The following is a 15,519-nucleotide window of genomic DNA, read 5'->3' as shown; positions in this document are numbered from 1 at the left end:
CCTACGGTGGTCCGTGGCCCTACGGCACGACCACGATCTTGCGGCCGACCCCCGCCGCGAACTGCTCCAGCGCCTGCGGGTAGCGCTCCAGCGGTATGCGGTCGCTGATGAAGATCTCCGGGTCCAGGACGCCGTTCGCGAAGAGTTCCGCCGCCCGCTCGAAGCTGTGCAGGACCGCCATCGAACCCGTGATGGTGATCTCCTGGTTGTAGATGCGGTAGGGGTCGATCGTCACCCGCGTCGCGTAGTCGGCCACCCCGAACTGCAGGAACGTGCCGGCCTTCGCCACCCGGTCCAGGCCGTCCTGGATGGCCGCCGCGTTGCCCGTGGCGTCGACGACCAGGTCCCAGCCCTGCGGACGGTCCAGTTCGTCGGGGTTCGCCGCCGACGCCGAGACACCGAGGCGGCGGGCGGTCTCCAGGCGGGCCGGGTTCACGTCGACGACGTCCACGCTCGCCGCGCCCGTGCGCTTGGCCAGCTCCAGCATCATCAGGCCCATGGTGCCGGAGCCGTAGATCAGCACGTGCGCGCCCAGGCGGGACCGGAGCACGTCGTAGCCGCGCACAGCGCAGGACAACGGCTCCACGAGCGCCGCGTCCTCGGTGCGGACGTGCTCGGGGAGCTTCACGCAGTTCGCCACCGGCGCGACCGCGTACTGCGCCGCGCCACCGGCCGTGGTCACGCCGATCGCCGCCCAGCGTGCGCAGAGGTTGTTGTGGCCGGTACGGCAGTAGCGGCACTCGTAGCAGTAGAGGGACGGGTCGACGGCGACCCGGTCACCCACCGCCACCTCGGTGACCTGGGTGCCGACCCCGACGACCGAGCCTGCGAACTCGTGCCCGGGCACGATCGGGAGCTTCGGGGCGAACTCGCCCTGGAGGATGTGCAGGTCCGTGCCGCACAGCCCGCAGGCCGCGACCTCGACGACGACCTCGCGCGGCCCTGGCGTCGGGTCCGGGACCTCGGCGACGACGGCCTTGCCCACGGACTCGATGACGGCGGCCTTCATTTCACGGCTCCCAACGACAGGCCCTGGACCAGCTTGTCCTGGGCGGCGAACCCCGCGGCGAGCACCGGCAGGGAGATGACGAGCGACGCGGCGCACACCTTCGCCAGGAACAGGCCCTGGCTGGTGATGAAGCCGGTCAGGAAGACGGGGGCGGTCTCGGCGACCACACCCGTGAGCACCCGGGCGAACAGCAGCTCGTTCCAGCTGAAGATGAAGCAGATCAGGGCGGTGGCGGCGATACCGGGGAGGGAGATCAGGGCGACCACGCGCGCGAGGACCGTCGGCAGCCGCGCCCCGTCCACCCGGGCCGCCTCGATCACCGCGACCGGGATCTCGGCGAGGAACGACTGCATCATCCACACGGCGATCGGCAGGTTCATGGAGGTGTAGAGGATGACCAGCAGCCAGATGTTGTCCAGCATCCCGGCGTTCTTGGCGAACAGGTAGATCGGCAGCAGGCCGGCCACGACGGGCAGCATCTTCGTGGAGAGGAAGAAGAACAGCACGTCCGTCCACTTGCGGACCCGGTTGATGGACAGCGCGTACGCGGCTGGGAAGGCCAGCAGCAGGACCAGCAGCGTCGAGGCCACGGACGCGACCAGGGAGTTGACCAGGGCCGGCCAGGGACTCGCGCCGCCGCCCGCGCCGAAGAACTCGCGGTAGCCGTCCAGGGTCAGCGAGGCCGCGAAGGACGGCGGGTTGGTCGCCGCGTCCGCCTCCGAGTGGAAGGACGTCAGCGCCATCCACGCGATGGGCAGGAAGAACGCGATGCCGAGCAGCCAGGCCAGCAGGCCCAGGCCCGCTCCCTTGCCACGGACACGGGGGGCACGCGGTGCGGTCGTGCTCATGCGCGGGACACCTCCTCGCGGAACAGGGACGACACCACGCGCAGGGCGAAGGTCGCGATGACGATCGAGCCGATGACGACCAGGACGCCCGCGGCCGAGGCGAGGCCGTTCTCGTGGGCCTGGTAGAAGCTCTGGTAGACGGTGTAGGGGAGGTTGGCGGTGCCCAGGCCGCCGGACGTGATCGTGAAGACCGCGTCGAAGTTCTGGACGATGTAGATCGAGCCCAGCAGGGCGCCAAGTTCGAGGTAGCGGCGCAGATGCGGAAGCGTCAGATGGACGAAGATCTGCCAGTCGCTCGCGCCGTCGACCCGGGCCGCCTCGATCTGCTCGTGGTCGCGGCTCTGCAGGCCGGCGAGCAGGATCAGCATCATGAACGGCGTCCACTGCCAGACGAGGGAGGCCTCGACCGCGAGCAGCGGGGTGGTGGAGATCCAGTCGGGCTGTGGTCCGCCCACATAGTGCAACAGCCCGTTGAGCAGCCCGTATTCAGGGTTGTAGAGCACATGTTTCCAGAGCAGGGCCGCCGCGACGGGTACCACCAGGAAGGGTGCGATCAGCAGGGTCCGTACGATGCCCCGGCCGCGGAACCTCCGGTCCAGCAGCAGCGCCAGGACCAGTCCGAGGACCAGGCTGGCCAGGACCACAGCCACCGTCAGCAGCACGGTCGTCCACACCGAGTGGCGCAGGTCCGAATCGGTGAGGACCTCCTGGTAGTTGTCGAGGCCCGCGAAGTGCCGGGCGTCGGGGTAGAGGCTGTTCCAGTCGAAGAAGGAGATCACCAGCGTGGCCACGAAGGGCAGCTGGGTGACGACGATCATGAAGATCAGGGCGGGCAGCAGCGGGGCCCGGGTCGCCCAGGCACGCAGCCGGGCTGAGGGGCGGCGGACCGGGGTGCGCGTCTCTGGTGCGGCCACGGGAGCCGTCGTCGTGGCGGTCATCGTCCCTCGTACTCCTCGGAGATCTTCTCGGCGAGCGCCTGAGCCTTCTTCAGGGCCGACTCGACGGACTGGCGTCCGGCGATGGCCGCGCTGATCTCCTGGGAGACCTTGGTGCCGAGGTCGGTGAACTCGGGGATGCCGACGAACTGGATGCCGGGCGCGGGCCGCGGCTGCACGCCGGGATCGTTCGGCCGGGCCTTCTCGATGGCCTCCTTGGTCATCTCCTGGAAGGCACCGGCCTCCTTGCGGTAGTCGGGGTTGGCGTAGGTCGAGGCCCGCTTCCCGGCCGGGACGTTGGACCAGCCGGCCTTGTCCCCGACCAGTTCCTCGTAGCCCTTGCCGGACGCCCAGGAGACGAACTTCCAGGCGTTGTCCGGGTTGCGGGAGGCCTTCTGGATGCCCCAGGCCCAGGTGTAGAGCCAGCCGGAGGACTCGGTCTTCTCGACGGGGGCGGGGGCGTAGCCGACCTTGCCTTTGACCGGGGAGTTCGCCGCCTCCAGGGATCCGGCCGCGGAGGTGGCGTCGTACCACATGGCGACCTTGCCCTGGGTCATGTTGTTCAGGCACTCGGCGAAGCCGGACTGGGCGGCGCCGGACTCGCCGTGCTCGCGTACCAGGTCGACATAGAACTTCGTCGCCTTCTCGAAGGCCGGGGAGTCGAGCCGCGCCTTCCAGTCCTTGTCGAACCACGTGCCGCCGAAGGTGTTCACCACCGTGGTGAGCGGGGCCATCACCTCGCCCCAGCCGGGCAGGCCGCGCAGGCAGATGCCCTTCATTCCGGGCTCGGCGCCGTCCGCCCGCGCCGCGAGGTCCGCCACCTGCCGCCAGGTGGGGTGCGCGGGCATCGTCAGGCCCTGCTGTTCGAACACGTCCTTGCGGTACATCAGGAACGACGACTCGCCGTAGAAGGGCTGGCCGTAGAGCTTGCCGTCGTCGGCGGTGAGGGACTGGCGCATCGGCCTCAGGACGTCCTGCTCGTCATAGGCCGGGTACTTGGCGACGTAGCCGTTCATCTCGCGCAGCCAGCCGTTGCGGGCGTAGATCGGTATCTCGTAGTTGGACAGCGTGGCCACGTCGTACTGGCCGGCCTGGTTGGCGAAGTCCTGGCTGATCTTGTCGCGGACGTCGTTCTCGGGGAGGACGGTGAAGTTGACCTTGATGCCCGTCTCCTCGGTGAAGTGGGCACGGGTCAGCTTCTGCAGCTCGACCATCTGCGGGTTGTTGACCATCAGGACGTTGATGGCGTCGCCGCCGGATCCGGCCCCGCCCGCGCCGACCCAGCAGCCGGACAGCAGCGGGGCGAGCAGCGTCCCTGCGGCGGCCAGGGCGAGCGTGGCTCGCGGTGGCCGTCGTCGGCTCTGGGTTCGCATGGATCGCTCCTGGATGTATGGGGAGATATGGGGCACCGCAGGGCCGTGCGGGTGCCCTGGGGAGACGTGGGGTCGGAGTGGGGTCAGACGCGGATGACCTGTGGTCCGAGCAGCGAGTACCGGTGGGCCTCGGCGGTCGGCAGCAGCGTGCTCGTCACGATCGCCTCCAGTGCGGCGACCTCGGCGAACCGGCAGAAGCTGACGGCTCCGAACTTGGTGTGCACGCCCGCGAAGACCACGCGGCGGGCGGCCCGGATCGCCTGTGTCTTGACCTCGCTGACGGCCGGGTCGGGGGTGGTGAGGCCGTGTTCGCGGGAGATGCCGTTGGCGCCGATGAACGCCAGGTCGACGACGAAGCCGGACAGCATCTTCGTCGTCCAGTGGTCGACGGTGGCGAGGGTGCCGCGCCGCACCCGGCCGCCGAGCAGCAGCACGGACATGTGCTCGGCCTCGGCGAGGGCGCCCGCGACCGGCAGGGACGCGGTGACCACGGTCAGCGGCCGGTCCCGGGGGAGCGCCTCGGCGATGAGCTGCGGGGTGTAGCCCTCGTCGACGAAGACGGTCTCGGCGTCGCCGAGCAGCTCGGCCGCGGCGGCCGCGACCCGGCGCTTCTCGGGTACGTGGCTCGTGGCCCGGAAGGCGAGCGTCGTCTCGAAGCCGGCGCTCTCCACGGGGTAGGCGCCGCCGTGGGTGCGGCGGAGCAGGCCGTGCTCCTCCAGGACGCGCAGATCCCGCCGTACGGTCTCCTTGGCCACGTCCAGCTCGGCGGCGAGGGCCGTGACGTCGACCGAGCCGTCGCGCCGTGCGGCCCGCACGATCTCGCGCTGGCGTTCTTCCGCGGTCCTGTTCATGGCCGTCACCCGCCTTTCCGCTGTGCTGCCCGTTCGGGCCCTCGGTCGGGCCTTGGGGGAAGTTCTACAGCGGGTGTTCGGCGGTGGCCAGGTCTGTTGCGGGCGTGATCCTGCCCGTGTGTGCCCGTTCGGTCTTGCGGATGCGCGCGGTGCCGCGGGGAGGTCGTGGCCGTCCTCGCGTGCGTTGTGGCTGGTCGCGCGGTTTCTCGCTCCCCTGAGGGCGTTGGCCTGCCGCTTGCAGGCCGTGCCCGAATGCCCGAGCGGGCGGGCCCGTTCTGTGCCCGCCCGCCCTGGTGCGATGACTCTTTCCGGTCAGTACGGCCAGATCGGGGGGTCCGTCACGAACTGGCCGCCCAGGTAGGCGTGTGCCTCGTTGCCGTCCTGCAGCTCGCCCTGCTCGGCGATGAGCTTCTCGGCGAACGGCTCGGAGTCGTCCTGCGGCTCGTAGCCGAGCGCCCGGGCGGTGCCGAGGTCCCACCACAGCCGGGTGTTGGCGGAGGAGCCGTGGACGACGGTGTGGCCGACGTGCTCGGCGGTCAGGGCCGCGTGAAGGAGACGGGCGCCGTCGGCGGGGCTCATCCACACCGAGAGCATGCGCACGCTGGTCGGCTCGGGGAAGCAGGAACCGATGCGCACCGAGACCGTCTCCAGGCCGTGCTTGTCCCAGTAGAGCTGGGCGAGGTCCTCGCCGAAGCACTTGGACAGGCCGTAGAAGGTGTCCGGGCGACGGGGGGTGTCGATCGGGATGAGCGCGCTCGGATCGAGAGGTGTGTCGCCCTGGGGGCGCGGGGTGTAGCCGACGGCGTGGTTGGAGGAGGCGAAGACGATCCGGCCGACGCCCTCCTCGCGGGCGGCCTCGTACAGGTGGTAGGTGCCCTCGATGTTCGCCTTGAGGATCTTCTCGAAGGGGGCTTCCAGGGAGATGCCCGCGAGATGGATGATCGCGTCGACACCCCGGACCGCCTCGCGCACGGCGTCCCGGTCGGCCAGGTCGGCGGTGATCGCGTCGGGCACGCCCTCGATCGGGCGCATGTCCAGCAGGCGCAGGTCGTAGCCGTAGTCCGGGAGCAGGTCCCGCATCAGGGTGCCGAGGCCGCCGGCGGCGCCGGTGAGCAGGACGGTGCGGGGAGCGGGCATCCTCGGGTCTCCTTGATCGCCAACCGTGCACATGAGCGCACGGCATTCATATGCGTGGACACGCTAAGGATCTGGGGCGGAGCCCGTCAAGTATGCCGCGGAGGGGGTGAATCCGCAGGTGCGTCGCGGGTATGCACGCTTGACCGGCGCCGAGGGGGCGCCTTAGCGTGAAGTCGTTCAGAAATATAGACGCCAATCATGAATATGGAACCGGGAGAGCTTTGTGACGTCAGCCCTTCTCGCTGCTCGACTCGACATCCCCAGCGGGCCGCTGTTCTTCCCGGTCACCGCCTACGGACCCGACGGCTCCGTGGACCTCGACACCTACCGCACGCACGTCCGGCGCGGCGTGGAGGCCGGAGCCGCCGCCGTGTTCGCCTGCTGCGGCACCGGCGAGTTCCACGCGCTGACGCCCGAGGAGTTCGAGGCCTGCGTACGGGCCGCCGTCGAGGCCGCCGACGGGCGTGTGCCGGTCGTCGCGGGCACCGGGTACGGCACCGCGCTCGCCGTGCGCTACGCCCGCCTCGCCGAGGCCACCGGGGCGGACGGGCTGCTCGCCATGCCGCCGTACCTCGTCGTCGCCGGGCAGGAGGGGCTGCTGCGGCACTACCGGGAGGTGGCCGCCGCGACCGCCCTGCCGGTCATCGTCTACCAGCGCGACAACGCCGTGTTCACCCCCGAGACGGTCGTCGGACTCGCCCGCACGGACGGGATCATCGGCCTCAAGGACGGGCTCGGCGACCTCGACCTCATGCAGCGCTTCGTCAGCGCTGTGCGCACCGAGGTCCCGGGCGACTTCCTCTACTTCAACGGCCTGCCGACCGCCGAGCAGACCCAGCTCGCCTACCGCGCCCTCGGTGTCACGCTCTACTCGTCCGCCGTGTTCTGCTTCGCGCCCGAGATCGCCCTCGCCTTCCACCAGGCCCTGCGGACCGGCGACGACGCCACCGTGGAGAAGCTGCTGGACGGTTTCTACCGCCCGTTCGTCGAACTGCGCGCCCAGGGCCGCGGCTACGCGGTCGCCCTGGTCAAGGCCGGTGTACGGCTGCGCGGCCTCGACGTCGGGGAGGTGCGGCCCCCGCTGCACGAACCGGCCGGGGATCATGTGAAGCAGCTCGCCGAACTGATCGAGCGGGGTTACGCGCTGCTGGAGGAGACCAAGTGAAGGCGTCGGCATTCGTCTACCCCTGGGACGTCAACGGGGACCCGGAGGCGGCCGCGCGGATCGCCGCGCTCGGCGTGCGGCAGGTGACGCTCGCCGCCGCCTACCACTCCACGCGCGCGCTCACGCCCCGCCACCCGCGCCACCGCATCGTCACCGCCGAGCACGCCGCCGTGCTGTACCCGGCGGACGACCGCTGGACCGGGCGGGAGCTGCGCCCTTACCCGGCCGGTGACTGGGCCCCCGGCGACGCCGTCGGTGAGGCCGCCGCCGCGCTCGCCGAGGCCGGTCTCGAGGTGCACACCTGGGTCGTCCTCGCGCACAACTCCCGCCTCGGCGCCGAGCACCCGGACACCTCGGTCGTCAACGCCTACGGCGACCGCTACCCCTGGGCGCCGTGCATCGCGCAGCCCGCCACGCGCGCGTACCTGACCGACCTGGCCGCCGAGGCCGCCGTCCGGCCCGGGGCGCGCGGCACCGAGCTGGAGTCCCTGGGCTGGTACGGCCTGCAGCATCTGCACGCCCACGACAAGACCGGCGGTGTCGGCCTCGGGGACGCCGGGCAGTACCTGATGGCGCTGTGCTTCTGCCCGTCCTGCCGGGACGGCTACGGCCGGCACGGCCTGGACGCCGACGAGCTCGCTGCCGCCGTACGGACCGCGCTGGAGCCGGTGTGGCAGGGCACGCCCTCCGACGGGGGCTGGGCCGGCATCGAGAAGCTCCTCGGCGAGACCCTCGCGCACACCACGCGCACGTACCGCGACGAGACCGCCCGTACGCTCCAGGAACAGGCCGTCGCGGCGGTCCGGACGGCCGCCCCCGACGGCTTCCAGGTGCTGCTGCACGCGGACCCCGTGTCCTACCACGTCGGCGCCAACCCGGGGGTCGACCCGGCGCACATCCTGTCCGTCGCCGACGGTGTGGTCGTGCCCTGCGCGGGCGGGACCGGAACGCTGACGCCGTTCGCGCGGCAGGACCGCCGGGGCGCCGTCATCGCGGCCAACTTCACCGTCGTCTCGGGGATGGGCGGCAGCCCCGGCACCCTCGCCGCCGACGCGGCCGGGGCGCGGGAGCTCGGCGCCACCGAACTGCGGCTGTATCACGCCGGGTTGGCGTCCGACGACGACCTGGAGACGGTCCGCTCCGCCCTCGCCGGCCTCTGACACAGCGCGGCCGCCGTCACCAGCAGGGCCACGCCCAGGGCCACCAGCACCAGCCGGTGGCCCACCAGCTCGACCAGGGCCGCCCCGGCGGCCAGCCCGACCACGTTCGGTGTGTACACCAGGGTGTTCGCGGTGGCCGTGACCCGGCCCAGCAGCGCACCCGGCGTCTCACGCTGCACGGACGTCAGCGCGGCGATCAGCACCGCGGCCAGCCCCACGCCGATCGCCGCGCCGCACACCAGCGCCACCGGATCGGACGGCACCGCCCGCAGGGCCACGGCGAACGCCAGCAGGGCGATCCCGGAGGCCGCGAAGCGCCGAGCACCCAGGTGACGCAGGGCGGAGCCGGACAGCAGGCCGGCCGCGACCGAACCGGCGCCCTGCACGGCGTACAGCACGCCGGTGTACGCGGGGGAGTGCCCGAGGCCGTCGACAACGGCGTACACCATCGCCCCGTTCAGACCGGCGCACAGCATCGTGACGCCGCCCGCCAGGACCAGGGGGCGCAGCACGGGGTGCGCCCACAGGTGGCGGACGCCTTCGGTGGTCCGCCGCCGGCGGCTGCCGGTGGGCGGCGCGGGCTTCCCCTCCCTCACCCGCAGCATCGCGTACAGCCCCGTGGCCAGCACGAACGTCGCCGCGTCCAGGAGGGCGACGCTCGCGCCGCCGTGCGCCGCGTAGAGGCCCGCGCCCGCCAGCGGGGCCAGGAGCTTCATGCCCTCGGTGGCGGTCATGCGCAGGCCGTTGAAGTCGCCCAGCAGGGACGGGTCGACCGCGGTCGCCACGAGGGCCGACTCGGCCGCGTCATGGACGACGCCCGCCGCGCCGTACACGAACAGCACCGCGTACAGCAGCCACAGGCCGCCCGGGGCGTCGACGCTCACGAGGGTCAGCAGGAGGGCGGCCAGGAGCAGGTTCACGCCGATCAGCAGGGGCTTGCGGCGGACCCGGTCGGCGAGAGTGCCCAGCAGCGGGCCGGCCAGGGTCGGCAGCCACATGGCGAGCACGCACAGCGCGGCCAGGCCGTCCGAGCCGGTCAGGTCCTTGACCCACACGCCGGACGCCAGCCACAGGGCCGAGGTGCCGAAGCCGGAGACCACCACGCCGGAGAGGTAGAGCCCGGCGTCGCGGTCGCGCAGGACGCGCACGAGCGGCCGGGTCGTCTTGGTCGTCATACCCGGCCATCGTGCGGCTAAGGACCCGGGGAGTGGATCGGGCAGGTTCCTTAGTGGAGCGTCCAGGAGTCGCCGGATCTCTGCCACTTGAACGAGACCGCCTGTTCCGCGCGCCAAAGGGGGCCGAAGGACCTGCGGCCGGAGCCCCACCCACTCAGGCTGCTTCCTTCAGGCCCTGACCTGGCCGGGAATCGTGATTGCTGCGTATCGATCTTGTGTGTGACTGAGGTGGCCCATGAGGCTGAGGAGGAGCGCTAGTGCGTCACATGCAAAAGTTACGTCGTGACAGATTTCGGGGGAGGATCGGAGACGCCGATGCGGCGCTCCCGACTTGCCGAGTACGCAGAGATGACCTTGCGGCCCGAGCCACCCGTGCCTGAGAAGTCCGGTCCTGACGAGGAGAATCGACCGGTTGAGCCGGACGGTGCTCCCAGGCCACCTGAGGCCTCGGGGGCCGCCGAGGTGCCGTCGCTCAACGAGGCGTCAGAGCCCACCGAGGAGGAAGTGGCCCTCCGGCGAAGCGAGTTCGCCGTGCTGCTGGAGGCGTTCCGGGACACGGCGGTGCTGGTGCCGCTGCACGACGGCGGCTGGCTCACCGCCGACTTCGGCGGGATCCGCTGGATCCTGGCCTTCTCCGACGAGTCGGCGCTGTCCCGGTACGCGCTCGCTCGGGACGAGGCCGACCGGGAGTGGACGTACCAAACGGTCCTCGGGGCGAGGCTGTTGGACGTGGCGGTACCGGAGGCCGGTGTGCCGTGCGGGGTGGCTCTGGACGCGGCCGACGGTGCCGAACACGCGCTCCTGCTCCCGCCGGTGACCGGAATCGTGCCCGACGCGTTCGCAGTGGACCAGGTACAGCAAGGAGGGACGCCTCGATGACGGGGGGCGGCGGCAACGGCAACGATCTGACGGCGATCGGTCTCGACGAGATCGCCAAGGGACTGACGGCGGCGCTGGGCGAGTTGAAAGAGCTCGGCATGGTCGGTGAGGCAGGCGCGGGCCGTGGCTTCGGCGACATCGCATTGTCCGGTCTGGAGCTGGGGGCGGAGGGCCTCACCGGCGCCTTCGGCTCCTTCTGTGAGCGGTGGGAGTGGGGTGTTCGTTCGCTGATCCAGGAGGGCAACGGGTTCGCGCTGAAGACGGGGCTCGCGGCCGGGACGTACTACGAGACCGACCAGTACGTCGCAGGAGCGATGAAGGTCGGCGTCAACTCGGTGATCGGCAATCCGCACGCCTCGGAGGACGAGATCACCGGCAAGGACTGGGGCGAGGTCTGGTCGAACAACCCGGTCACCCAGATCAGGGACGCCGACTACAGCAAGGAGTCCTTCGACCGGGCTTGGGAGACCAGCGCCCAGGGTTGGCGGGACGCGGGCCGGGACGTCATGACGTCCGAGAACCTGGCCGGCGCGGGGTCGCTGGCGCCCGAGAACATCCGCGAGCGTTCGGGAGTCTCGGAGGCCGCGTGGGAGCGGATGCTGGACGAGCAGTTCGGCCCCTCGCCGGAGGAGCGCGCCCGTATGCAGGGTGGCGGGGGTGAGGGCTGATGGGCGTCCTCGACGACATCGGCAGCGGCCTGGGCAGGCTGAAGGACGGCGTCAACCACGGCCTGAACGTTCTCGAGGACGGTGTCGACGCCGGTAAGAAGGTCGTCGGCGAGGGCATCGACTGGGGCACCGACCGGCTCGGTGACGGCCTTGACCGGGTCGGCATGGAGGATGCCGCGGACGCGGTGGAGGATTGGGGCGACGAAGTCGCGTCCGACCTCGGGGCGACACCGGGAGAGCAGCAGCTCGGCCAGACCGAGGAGGCCAACGAGCTGATCCACGGCAACGCCGAGAAGATCCGGAGCAGTGCCAAGCACCTGCGGGACTTCTCCGCCGCCTTCGACAAGGTCGGCTCGGGGATGAAGAAGGTCGACTCCTCCGCCTGGCGCGGCAAGGGCGGGGACACCTTCCGTGAGAAGTTCGGCGTCCATCCCTCGAAGTGGCTCCAGGCCGCCGACGCATGCGAAACCGCCGCCACTGCGCTGGACGCCTACGCGGGCACGGTGAAGTGGGCGCAGCAGCAGGCGCAGGAGGCCATCGAGCTGTACGCACGCGGCAAGAGCGCGTCCGAGAGAGCCATCGGGGAGTACAACCAGAAGGTCGACGCCTACAACGCCAAGGTGCGGGCGGACCAGGACCCCGGCCCCACTCCCGGGCCGTTCCACGACCCCGGCAAGGAGACCATCCGGCAGGCGCGGGAGCAGCTGGCCCGGGCCCGCGCTCAGCGGAACACCGCCGCCGGTGACGCCGAGGCGGACATCAGGAGGGCCCTCGCCCATGCCCCGGCGGAGCCGCCGCCGCTGGACCGCCTGACCGGCAACGTGGTCGACGGCCTCGTGGCGACCGGCGTCGAGCTCAACCATTTCGTGGGCGGTGTCGTCAAGGGCAGCGCGGGCCTGGTCAGCTTCGCCCGGGGCCTGAACCCGGTCGACCCCTACAACCTGACGCACCCGGCGGAGTACCTCCAGAACATCTCCCTGACGCTCTCCGGCCTGGTCTCGACCGCGGCCCACCCCGAGCGGGCACTGAACGCAGCGGTGGAGGGCTTCAAAAAGGACCCGTCCGAGTTCATCGGCCGCCTGGTACCCGAGCTCATCGGCACGAAGGGGGCGGGGTTGGCGCGCGGGGGTCTGCGCATGGCCGTGAAAGAGGGTGCGGGGACCGCCGACAATCTGGCAGCGTCCGGAGCGAAATACGCCGACGAGGCCGCCGGCTCGGCGCCCAAAGGTTGGAGCGACCTCGCACGGTCGACGGACCACGTCAAGGAAAAAGCCATCCATTACGACTCCGTGGACCCGCAGAAGGCCCAGGAGTTTTTGGACAGCGAATTTCCATGGCTGAAAGAAATTAACAATACCGGCACTCCTGGATATCGAGACAACTGCAGCCACAACGTCGTCTCCGTGGACCGCAGGCTGGATGGGATCGAAGTGAGTGCGGCGCCCAAGCCGCAGCCCGATCACATTCCCCCGGAGCAACTCGGCCTCAAGGACAGGGCCAAGGGCCACTACGACATGGTGGACAGCTACGATGACATCATCCGAGACCTCCAGGCGCGGGGAGAAGGTTCAAGGAGTGCCATGTACGTGAGCCGGCCCGACGGCAGCGCCCACGTGTTCAATGCCGTGAACACCAAGCACGGGGTCGTTTTCCTCGACGGGCAGTCAGGAACCCTCGCCATCCTGGAGAAAAGCGTGTCATCGATCGGACACATTCCTTACCGTAATGGGAGCTCCTAAGTGCTGAGCCGTGACGAGGCCGTGGCAGCAGCCGCCGAATACCTGAAAACCAAGGCTTTCCCTGAGAAGCCCGATTCGGTAGTGATGCTGCCGGATACAGCGGTCCGGTTCACCTACGGCTGGACCGTGCGTTTCGATTTCAAGGAACACATCGACACGGGCGACCCCACGCAGGCTCCGTTCTCGTCGCTCATCGTGGTACCGCACGACGGCACCGCTCCGCACTTCTCCCCGACCAATCTTCCGGGGGATAGGTACATGGAACTCCGTGAGACGGGCGAATGGCCTCATGGATGGCCGCCGAAGAGGGGGCACTAGAAGATGTCGAGTCCCGACCAGCGGGCAACCGCCTGGCTGAACGCCACCTATGGTGGCCTCGTGCGGCTGGCCGTCGGGCACCCCGTGCACGAAACGGCCGCCGCGTGGCTGATGGCCTGCCGGCCGTTGCCGCAGCCGGGGTTTCCCGAGACGCCGATGATGGCCGCGTCGGTCGTCGTGCCCAAGGACGGCGGGACCCCGTTCCACCCGGCGCCCAGTGCCCCACTCGTGGACCTGGAGCCCGTGCCGCCGGAGGATGCGGCTCGCCGGGCTGCGACGCAGGCCCGTCGGATCAACATCCGCGGATGTGTCGTGACTCTGCACTCCGCGATCGACGGCGCCCCGTCCACGCCCCTGCCCTGGCAGCCCTCGGACGAGGCGCCCGGCTGGTGGGATCGGCTGACCCGCCGCTATTTCCCTCAGTTCACGCGGGTCGAGGTCGGCGGCTGGGACGACGTGATCCGGGCGGTCACGGAGACCGGGCCGGACACACGTGGCGTGGTCTGGGTCCGCCGGGAGGTCGGTGGCCATGAGGCCACCGGCAACCTGCTCTACGCGCACAACCACAAGGGACAGGTGGTTCTCCTCGACGCGCTGACGTCCTCCCTCGCCCGCCTCGACCCGTCCCTGGTCCGCGAGCTCGTGCTGATCCGCGCTCTGCCGGGCGCGTGCACGCCCCGCCTCGCCCCATGGGAGCACGCGGCACCCGACTTCGCCTCCGCGGTCGACAAAGCACGCCGTTGGCTCCAGGACGCCTACCACGGCGAAGTGGAACTACACGCCCCGACGGCGCAGGACGAGACCACTCGCGGCTGGGTCTTCTCCTGCAACACGAGCCGTTTCCTGAGCGCAGGCCACTGGCCGGACTGCATGCTCGACGCGACAGTCGTGGTCCCGAAGGACGAGGCCGCGCCTTTCGGCCTGCCCAACACCGACCCTTGGGCCTGGCTCGCCCGCTGGGACGCGGGCGGTACCGTCGGAACGGCGGACCTTCCGAAGCCACCGCCGCCCGCCCGCGCCGCGTGGTTCGAGCCGACACTCGACGACCTCGGCCCCGTGCTGTCCGTGTCCGAGCACCAGGACTGGGCGGCGGCGGTCGAGGCGGCTTCCGCACTGCCGGTCGCAGCCCGGGCCCTGATCTGGGCCCGCCGTACGGACGGCCGGGGCCGCGAGGCCGTCGGCCAGTTGGTGAACGCGCTCCGCCTGGAGGACGGCGTGGTCCTCGTCGACGGTTCGTCGGGCGAGCCGGCCGTCCTGGACCCGACGGGAGTCCACCGGTTGCACGTCGTCCGGTACCGCTGAGGAACGACGGGACAGGCGACGCCGATGAGCACCCGACACGCGATGGCCGGGCGCTCCGCGTCTCGCGCAGGACACCCGGGGCGTCATCCTGCCCGCTGAGCCGCCCCGCTACGCCCCTCACACCGACCGGCCCGTGTGAAGCGGTATCGGACGCGAGGGGCGCAGAAGTGCGGGCGATGAGTTCCGCGGCCGGCGTCGGTCTACTCCCCAGGACCACATCCTGAGGAGCTCGCATGACCGACATCACCGGGACCGGCACGACCCTTGACCTCGGCCCCCAGACGGAGGAGCTGGCGCGGCTCGTCGCCGGCGTCACCGATGAGCGGCTGGCCGGCCCGACGCCCTGCCCCGAGTACGCGGTGCGCCACCTGCTCGGCCACCTGGCGGGGCTGGCCGCCGCCTTCCGTGACGCCGCCCGCAAGGACCTCGGCGCCACCACCGACACCAGCCCGGGCTCCGCGCTCCCGGACATCACGCCCGGCTGGCGCGAGGAGCTGCCCGAGGTCCTCGCCGAACTGGCCGAGGCCTGGCGCGACCCGGCCGCCTGGACCGGTATGACCCGGGCCGGCGGGGTCGACCTGCCCGGTGACATCGCGGGCCTCGTCGTCATCGACGAGCTGGTCATCCACGGCTGGGACCTGGCCCACGCGACCGGCCAGGGCTACGACCCCGACCCGGCTGCCTTGGAGACCTGCCACGCCTTCCTCGCCGCGAGTGTCGACGACCCCGACCGCGGTGAGATCTTCGGGCCCGTCGTCACCGTCGAGCCGGAGGCATCCCTGCTGGCCCGGGCGGTGGGACTCGCCGGGCGCGACCCGGAGTGGGCGCCCAGGCCATAGAAAGCGATTGCAGTTTCTTTGCCGGAAGCATTGACGCAGCGAACGCGCCCTCCTACCGTCATCGCGTCGTACTTCGTACGTCATATATGAGACGCGATACGCGAGATCCGATACGCGATCC

At 70.8% G+C, this 15,519-nt stretch carries 15 protein-coding genes; 8 read left to right on the top strand and 7 right to left on the bottom strand.

The window, feature by feature from the left end:
* Positions 1-19 precede the first annotated feature (19 nt).
* From CEB94_RS09960 to CEB94_RS09935, 6 genes are all read right to left on the bottom strand, one after another.
* Entirely contained in the window at positions 20-1,009 is a 990-nt protein-coding gene (locus tag CEB94_RS09960; RefSeq protein WP_175431838.1) for a zinc-dependent alcohol dehydrogenase family protein, read from the bottom strand.
* Positions 1,006-1,857, bottom strand: a complete 852-nt coding sequence (locus tag CEB94_RS09955; protein ID WP_175431837.1) for a carbohydrate ABC transporter permease — start codon at positions 1,855-1,857, stop codon at positions 1,006-1,008. The genes CEB94_RS09960 and CEB94_RS09955 overlap by 4 nt, the downstream gene beginning before the upstream one ends.
* A complete protein-coding gene (locus tag CEB94_RS09950; protein WP_175431836.1) occupies positions 1,854-2,795 on the bottom strand; it encodes a carbohydrate ABC transporter permease in 942 nt (313 codons plus the stop codon). The genes CEB94_RS09955 and CEB94_RS09950 overlap by 4 nt, the downstream gene beginning before the upstream one ends.
* Positions 2,792-4,165 carry an ABC transporter substrate-binding protein gene (locus CEB94_RS09945; protein ID WP_175431835.1) on the bottom strand — a complete coding sequence of 458 codons (1,374 nt, stop codon included), beginning with the start codon at positions 4,163-4,165 and terminating at the stop codon, positions 2,792-2,794. The genes CEB94_RS09950 and CEB94_RS09945 overlap by 4 nt, the downstream gene beginning before the upstream one ends.
* 83 nt (positions 4,166-4,248) lie before the next feature.
* A complete protein-coding gene (locus CEB94_RS09940) occupies positions 4,249-5,016 on the bottom strand; it encodes a DeoR/GlpR family DNA-binding transcription regulator (RefSeq protein WP_175431834.1) in 768 nt (255 codons plus the stop codon).
* Positions 5,017-5,328: 312 nt separating this feature from the next.
* Entirely contained in the window at positions 5,329-6,153 is an 825-nt protein-coding gene (locus tag CEB94_RS09935; RefSeq protein WP_175431833.1) for an NAD-dependent epimerase/dehydratase family protein, read from the bottom strand.
* Positions 6,154-6,376: 223 nt separating this feature from the next.
* On the opposite strand from CEB94_RS09935, the gene CEB94_RS09930 reads away from it, so the two are divergent.
* Together CEB94_RS09930 and CEB94_RS09925 are read left to right on the top strand one after the other, a co-directional pair.
* On the top strand, positions 6,377-7,318 hold the full coding sequence (locus CEB94_RS09930; RefSeq protein ID WP_175431832.1) for a 5-dehydro-4-deoxyglucarate dehydratase: 942 nt from the start codon (positions 6,377-6,379) through the stop codon (positions 7,316-7,318).
* A complete protein-coding gene (locus CEB94_RS09925; protein ID WP_175431831.1) occupies positions 7,315-8,478 on the top strand; it encodes a hypothetical protein in 1,164 nt (387 codons plus the stop codon). The genes CEB94_RS09930 and CEB94_RS09925 overlap by 4 nt, the downstream gene beginning before the upstream one ends.
* Here CEB94_RS09925 and CEB94_RS09920 read toward each other — a convergent pair.
* Entirely contained in the window at positions 8,415-9,653 is a 1,239-nt protein-coding gene (locus CEB94_RS09920) for an MFS transporter (RefSeq protein WP_175431830.1), read from the bottom strand. The two genes, CEB94_RS09925 and CEB94_RS09920, sit on opposite strands and share 64 nt — an antisense overlap.
* Before the next feature lie 504 nt (positions 9,654-10,157).
* Between CEB94_RS09920 and CEB94_RS09915 the strand changes: the two genes are divergently transcribed.
* The 6 genes from CEB94_RS09915 (at position 10,158) to CEB94_RS09890 (ending at position 15,398) form a co-directional block, all read left to right on the top strand.
* Positions 10,158-10,532, top strand: coding sequence for an SseB family protein (locus CEB94_RS09915; protein ID WP_342789598.1), 375 nt, complete (start codon positions 10,158-10,160; stop codon positions 10,530-10,532).
* Entirely contained in the window at positions 10,529-11,200 is a 672-nt protein-coding gene (locus CEB94_RS09910; RefSeq protein ID WP_175431828.1) for a hypothetical protein, read from the top strand. The genes CEB94_RS09915 and CEB94_RS09910 overlap by 4 nt, the downstream gene beginning before the upstream one ends.
* Complete coding sequence (locus CEB94_RS40340) at positions 11,200-12,939, top strand: putative T7SS-secreted protein (RefSeq protein WP_179956570.1); 1,740 nt, start codon at positions 11,200-11,202, stop codon at positions 12,937-12,939. The genes CEB94_RS09910 and CEB94_RS40340 overlap by 1 nt, the downstream gene beginning before the upstream one ends.
* Entirely contained in the window at positions 12,940-13,257 is a 318-nt protein-coding gene (locus CEB94_RS09900; RefSeq protein ID WP_175431827.1) for a YrhB domain-containing protein, read from the top strand.
* 3 nt (positions 13,258-13,260) lie between these two features.
* Positions 13,261-14,559, top strand: a complete 1,299-nt coding sequence (locus CEB94_RS09895) for a YrhB domain-containing protein (protein ID WP_175431826.1) — start codon at positions 13,261-13,263, stop codon at positions 14,557-14,559.
* A gap of 233 nt (positions 14,560-14,792) precedes the next feature.
* Positions 14,793-15,398, top strand: a complete 606-nt coding sequence (locus CEB94_RS09890) for a TIGR03086 family metal-binding protein (RefSeq protein WP_175431825.1) — start codon at positions 14,793-14,795, stop codon at positions 15,396-15,398.
* Positions 15,399-15,519: the final 121 nt, after the last annotated feature.

Source organism: Streptomyces hawaiiensis (genome assembly GCF_004803895.1).
Lineage (GTDB): Bacteria > Actinomycetota > Actinomycetes > Streptomycetales > Streptomycetaceae > Streptomyces > Streptomyces hawaiiensis.
Note: the sequence above shows the minus strand (reverse complement) of the source record. Positions and strands in the feature narration are given on the sequence as shown.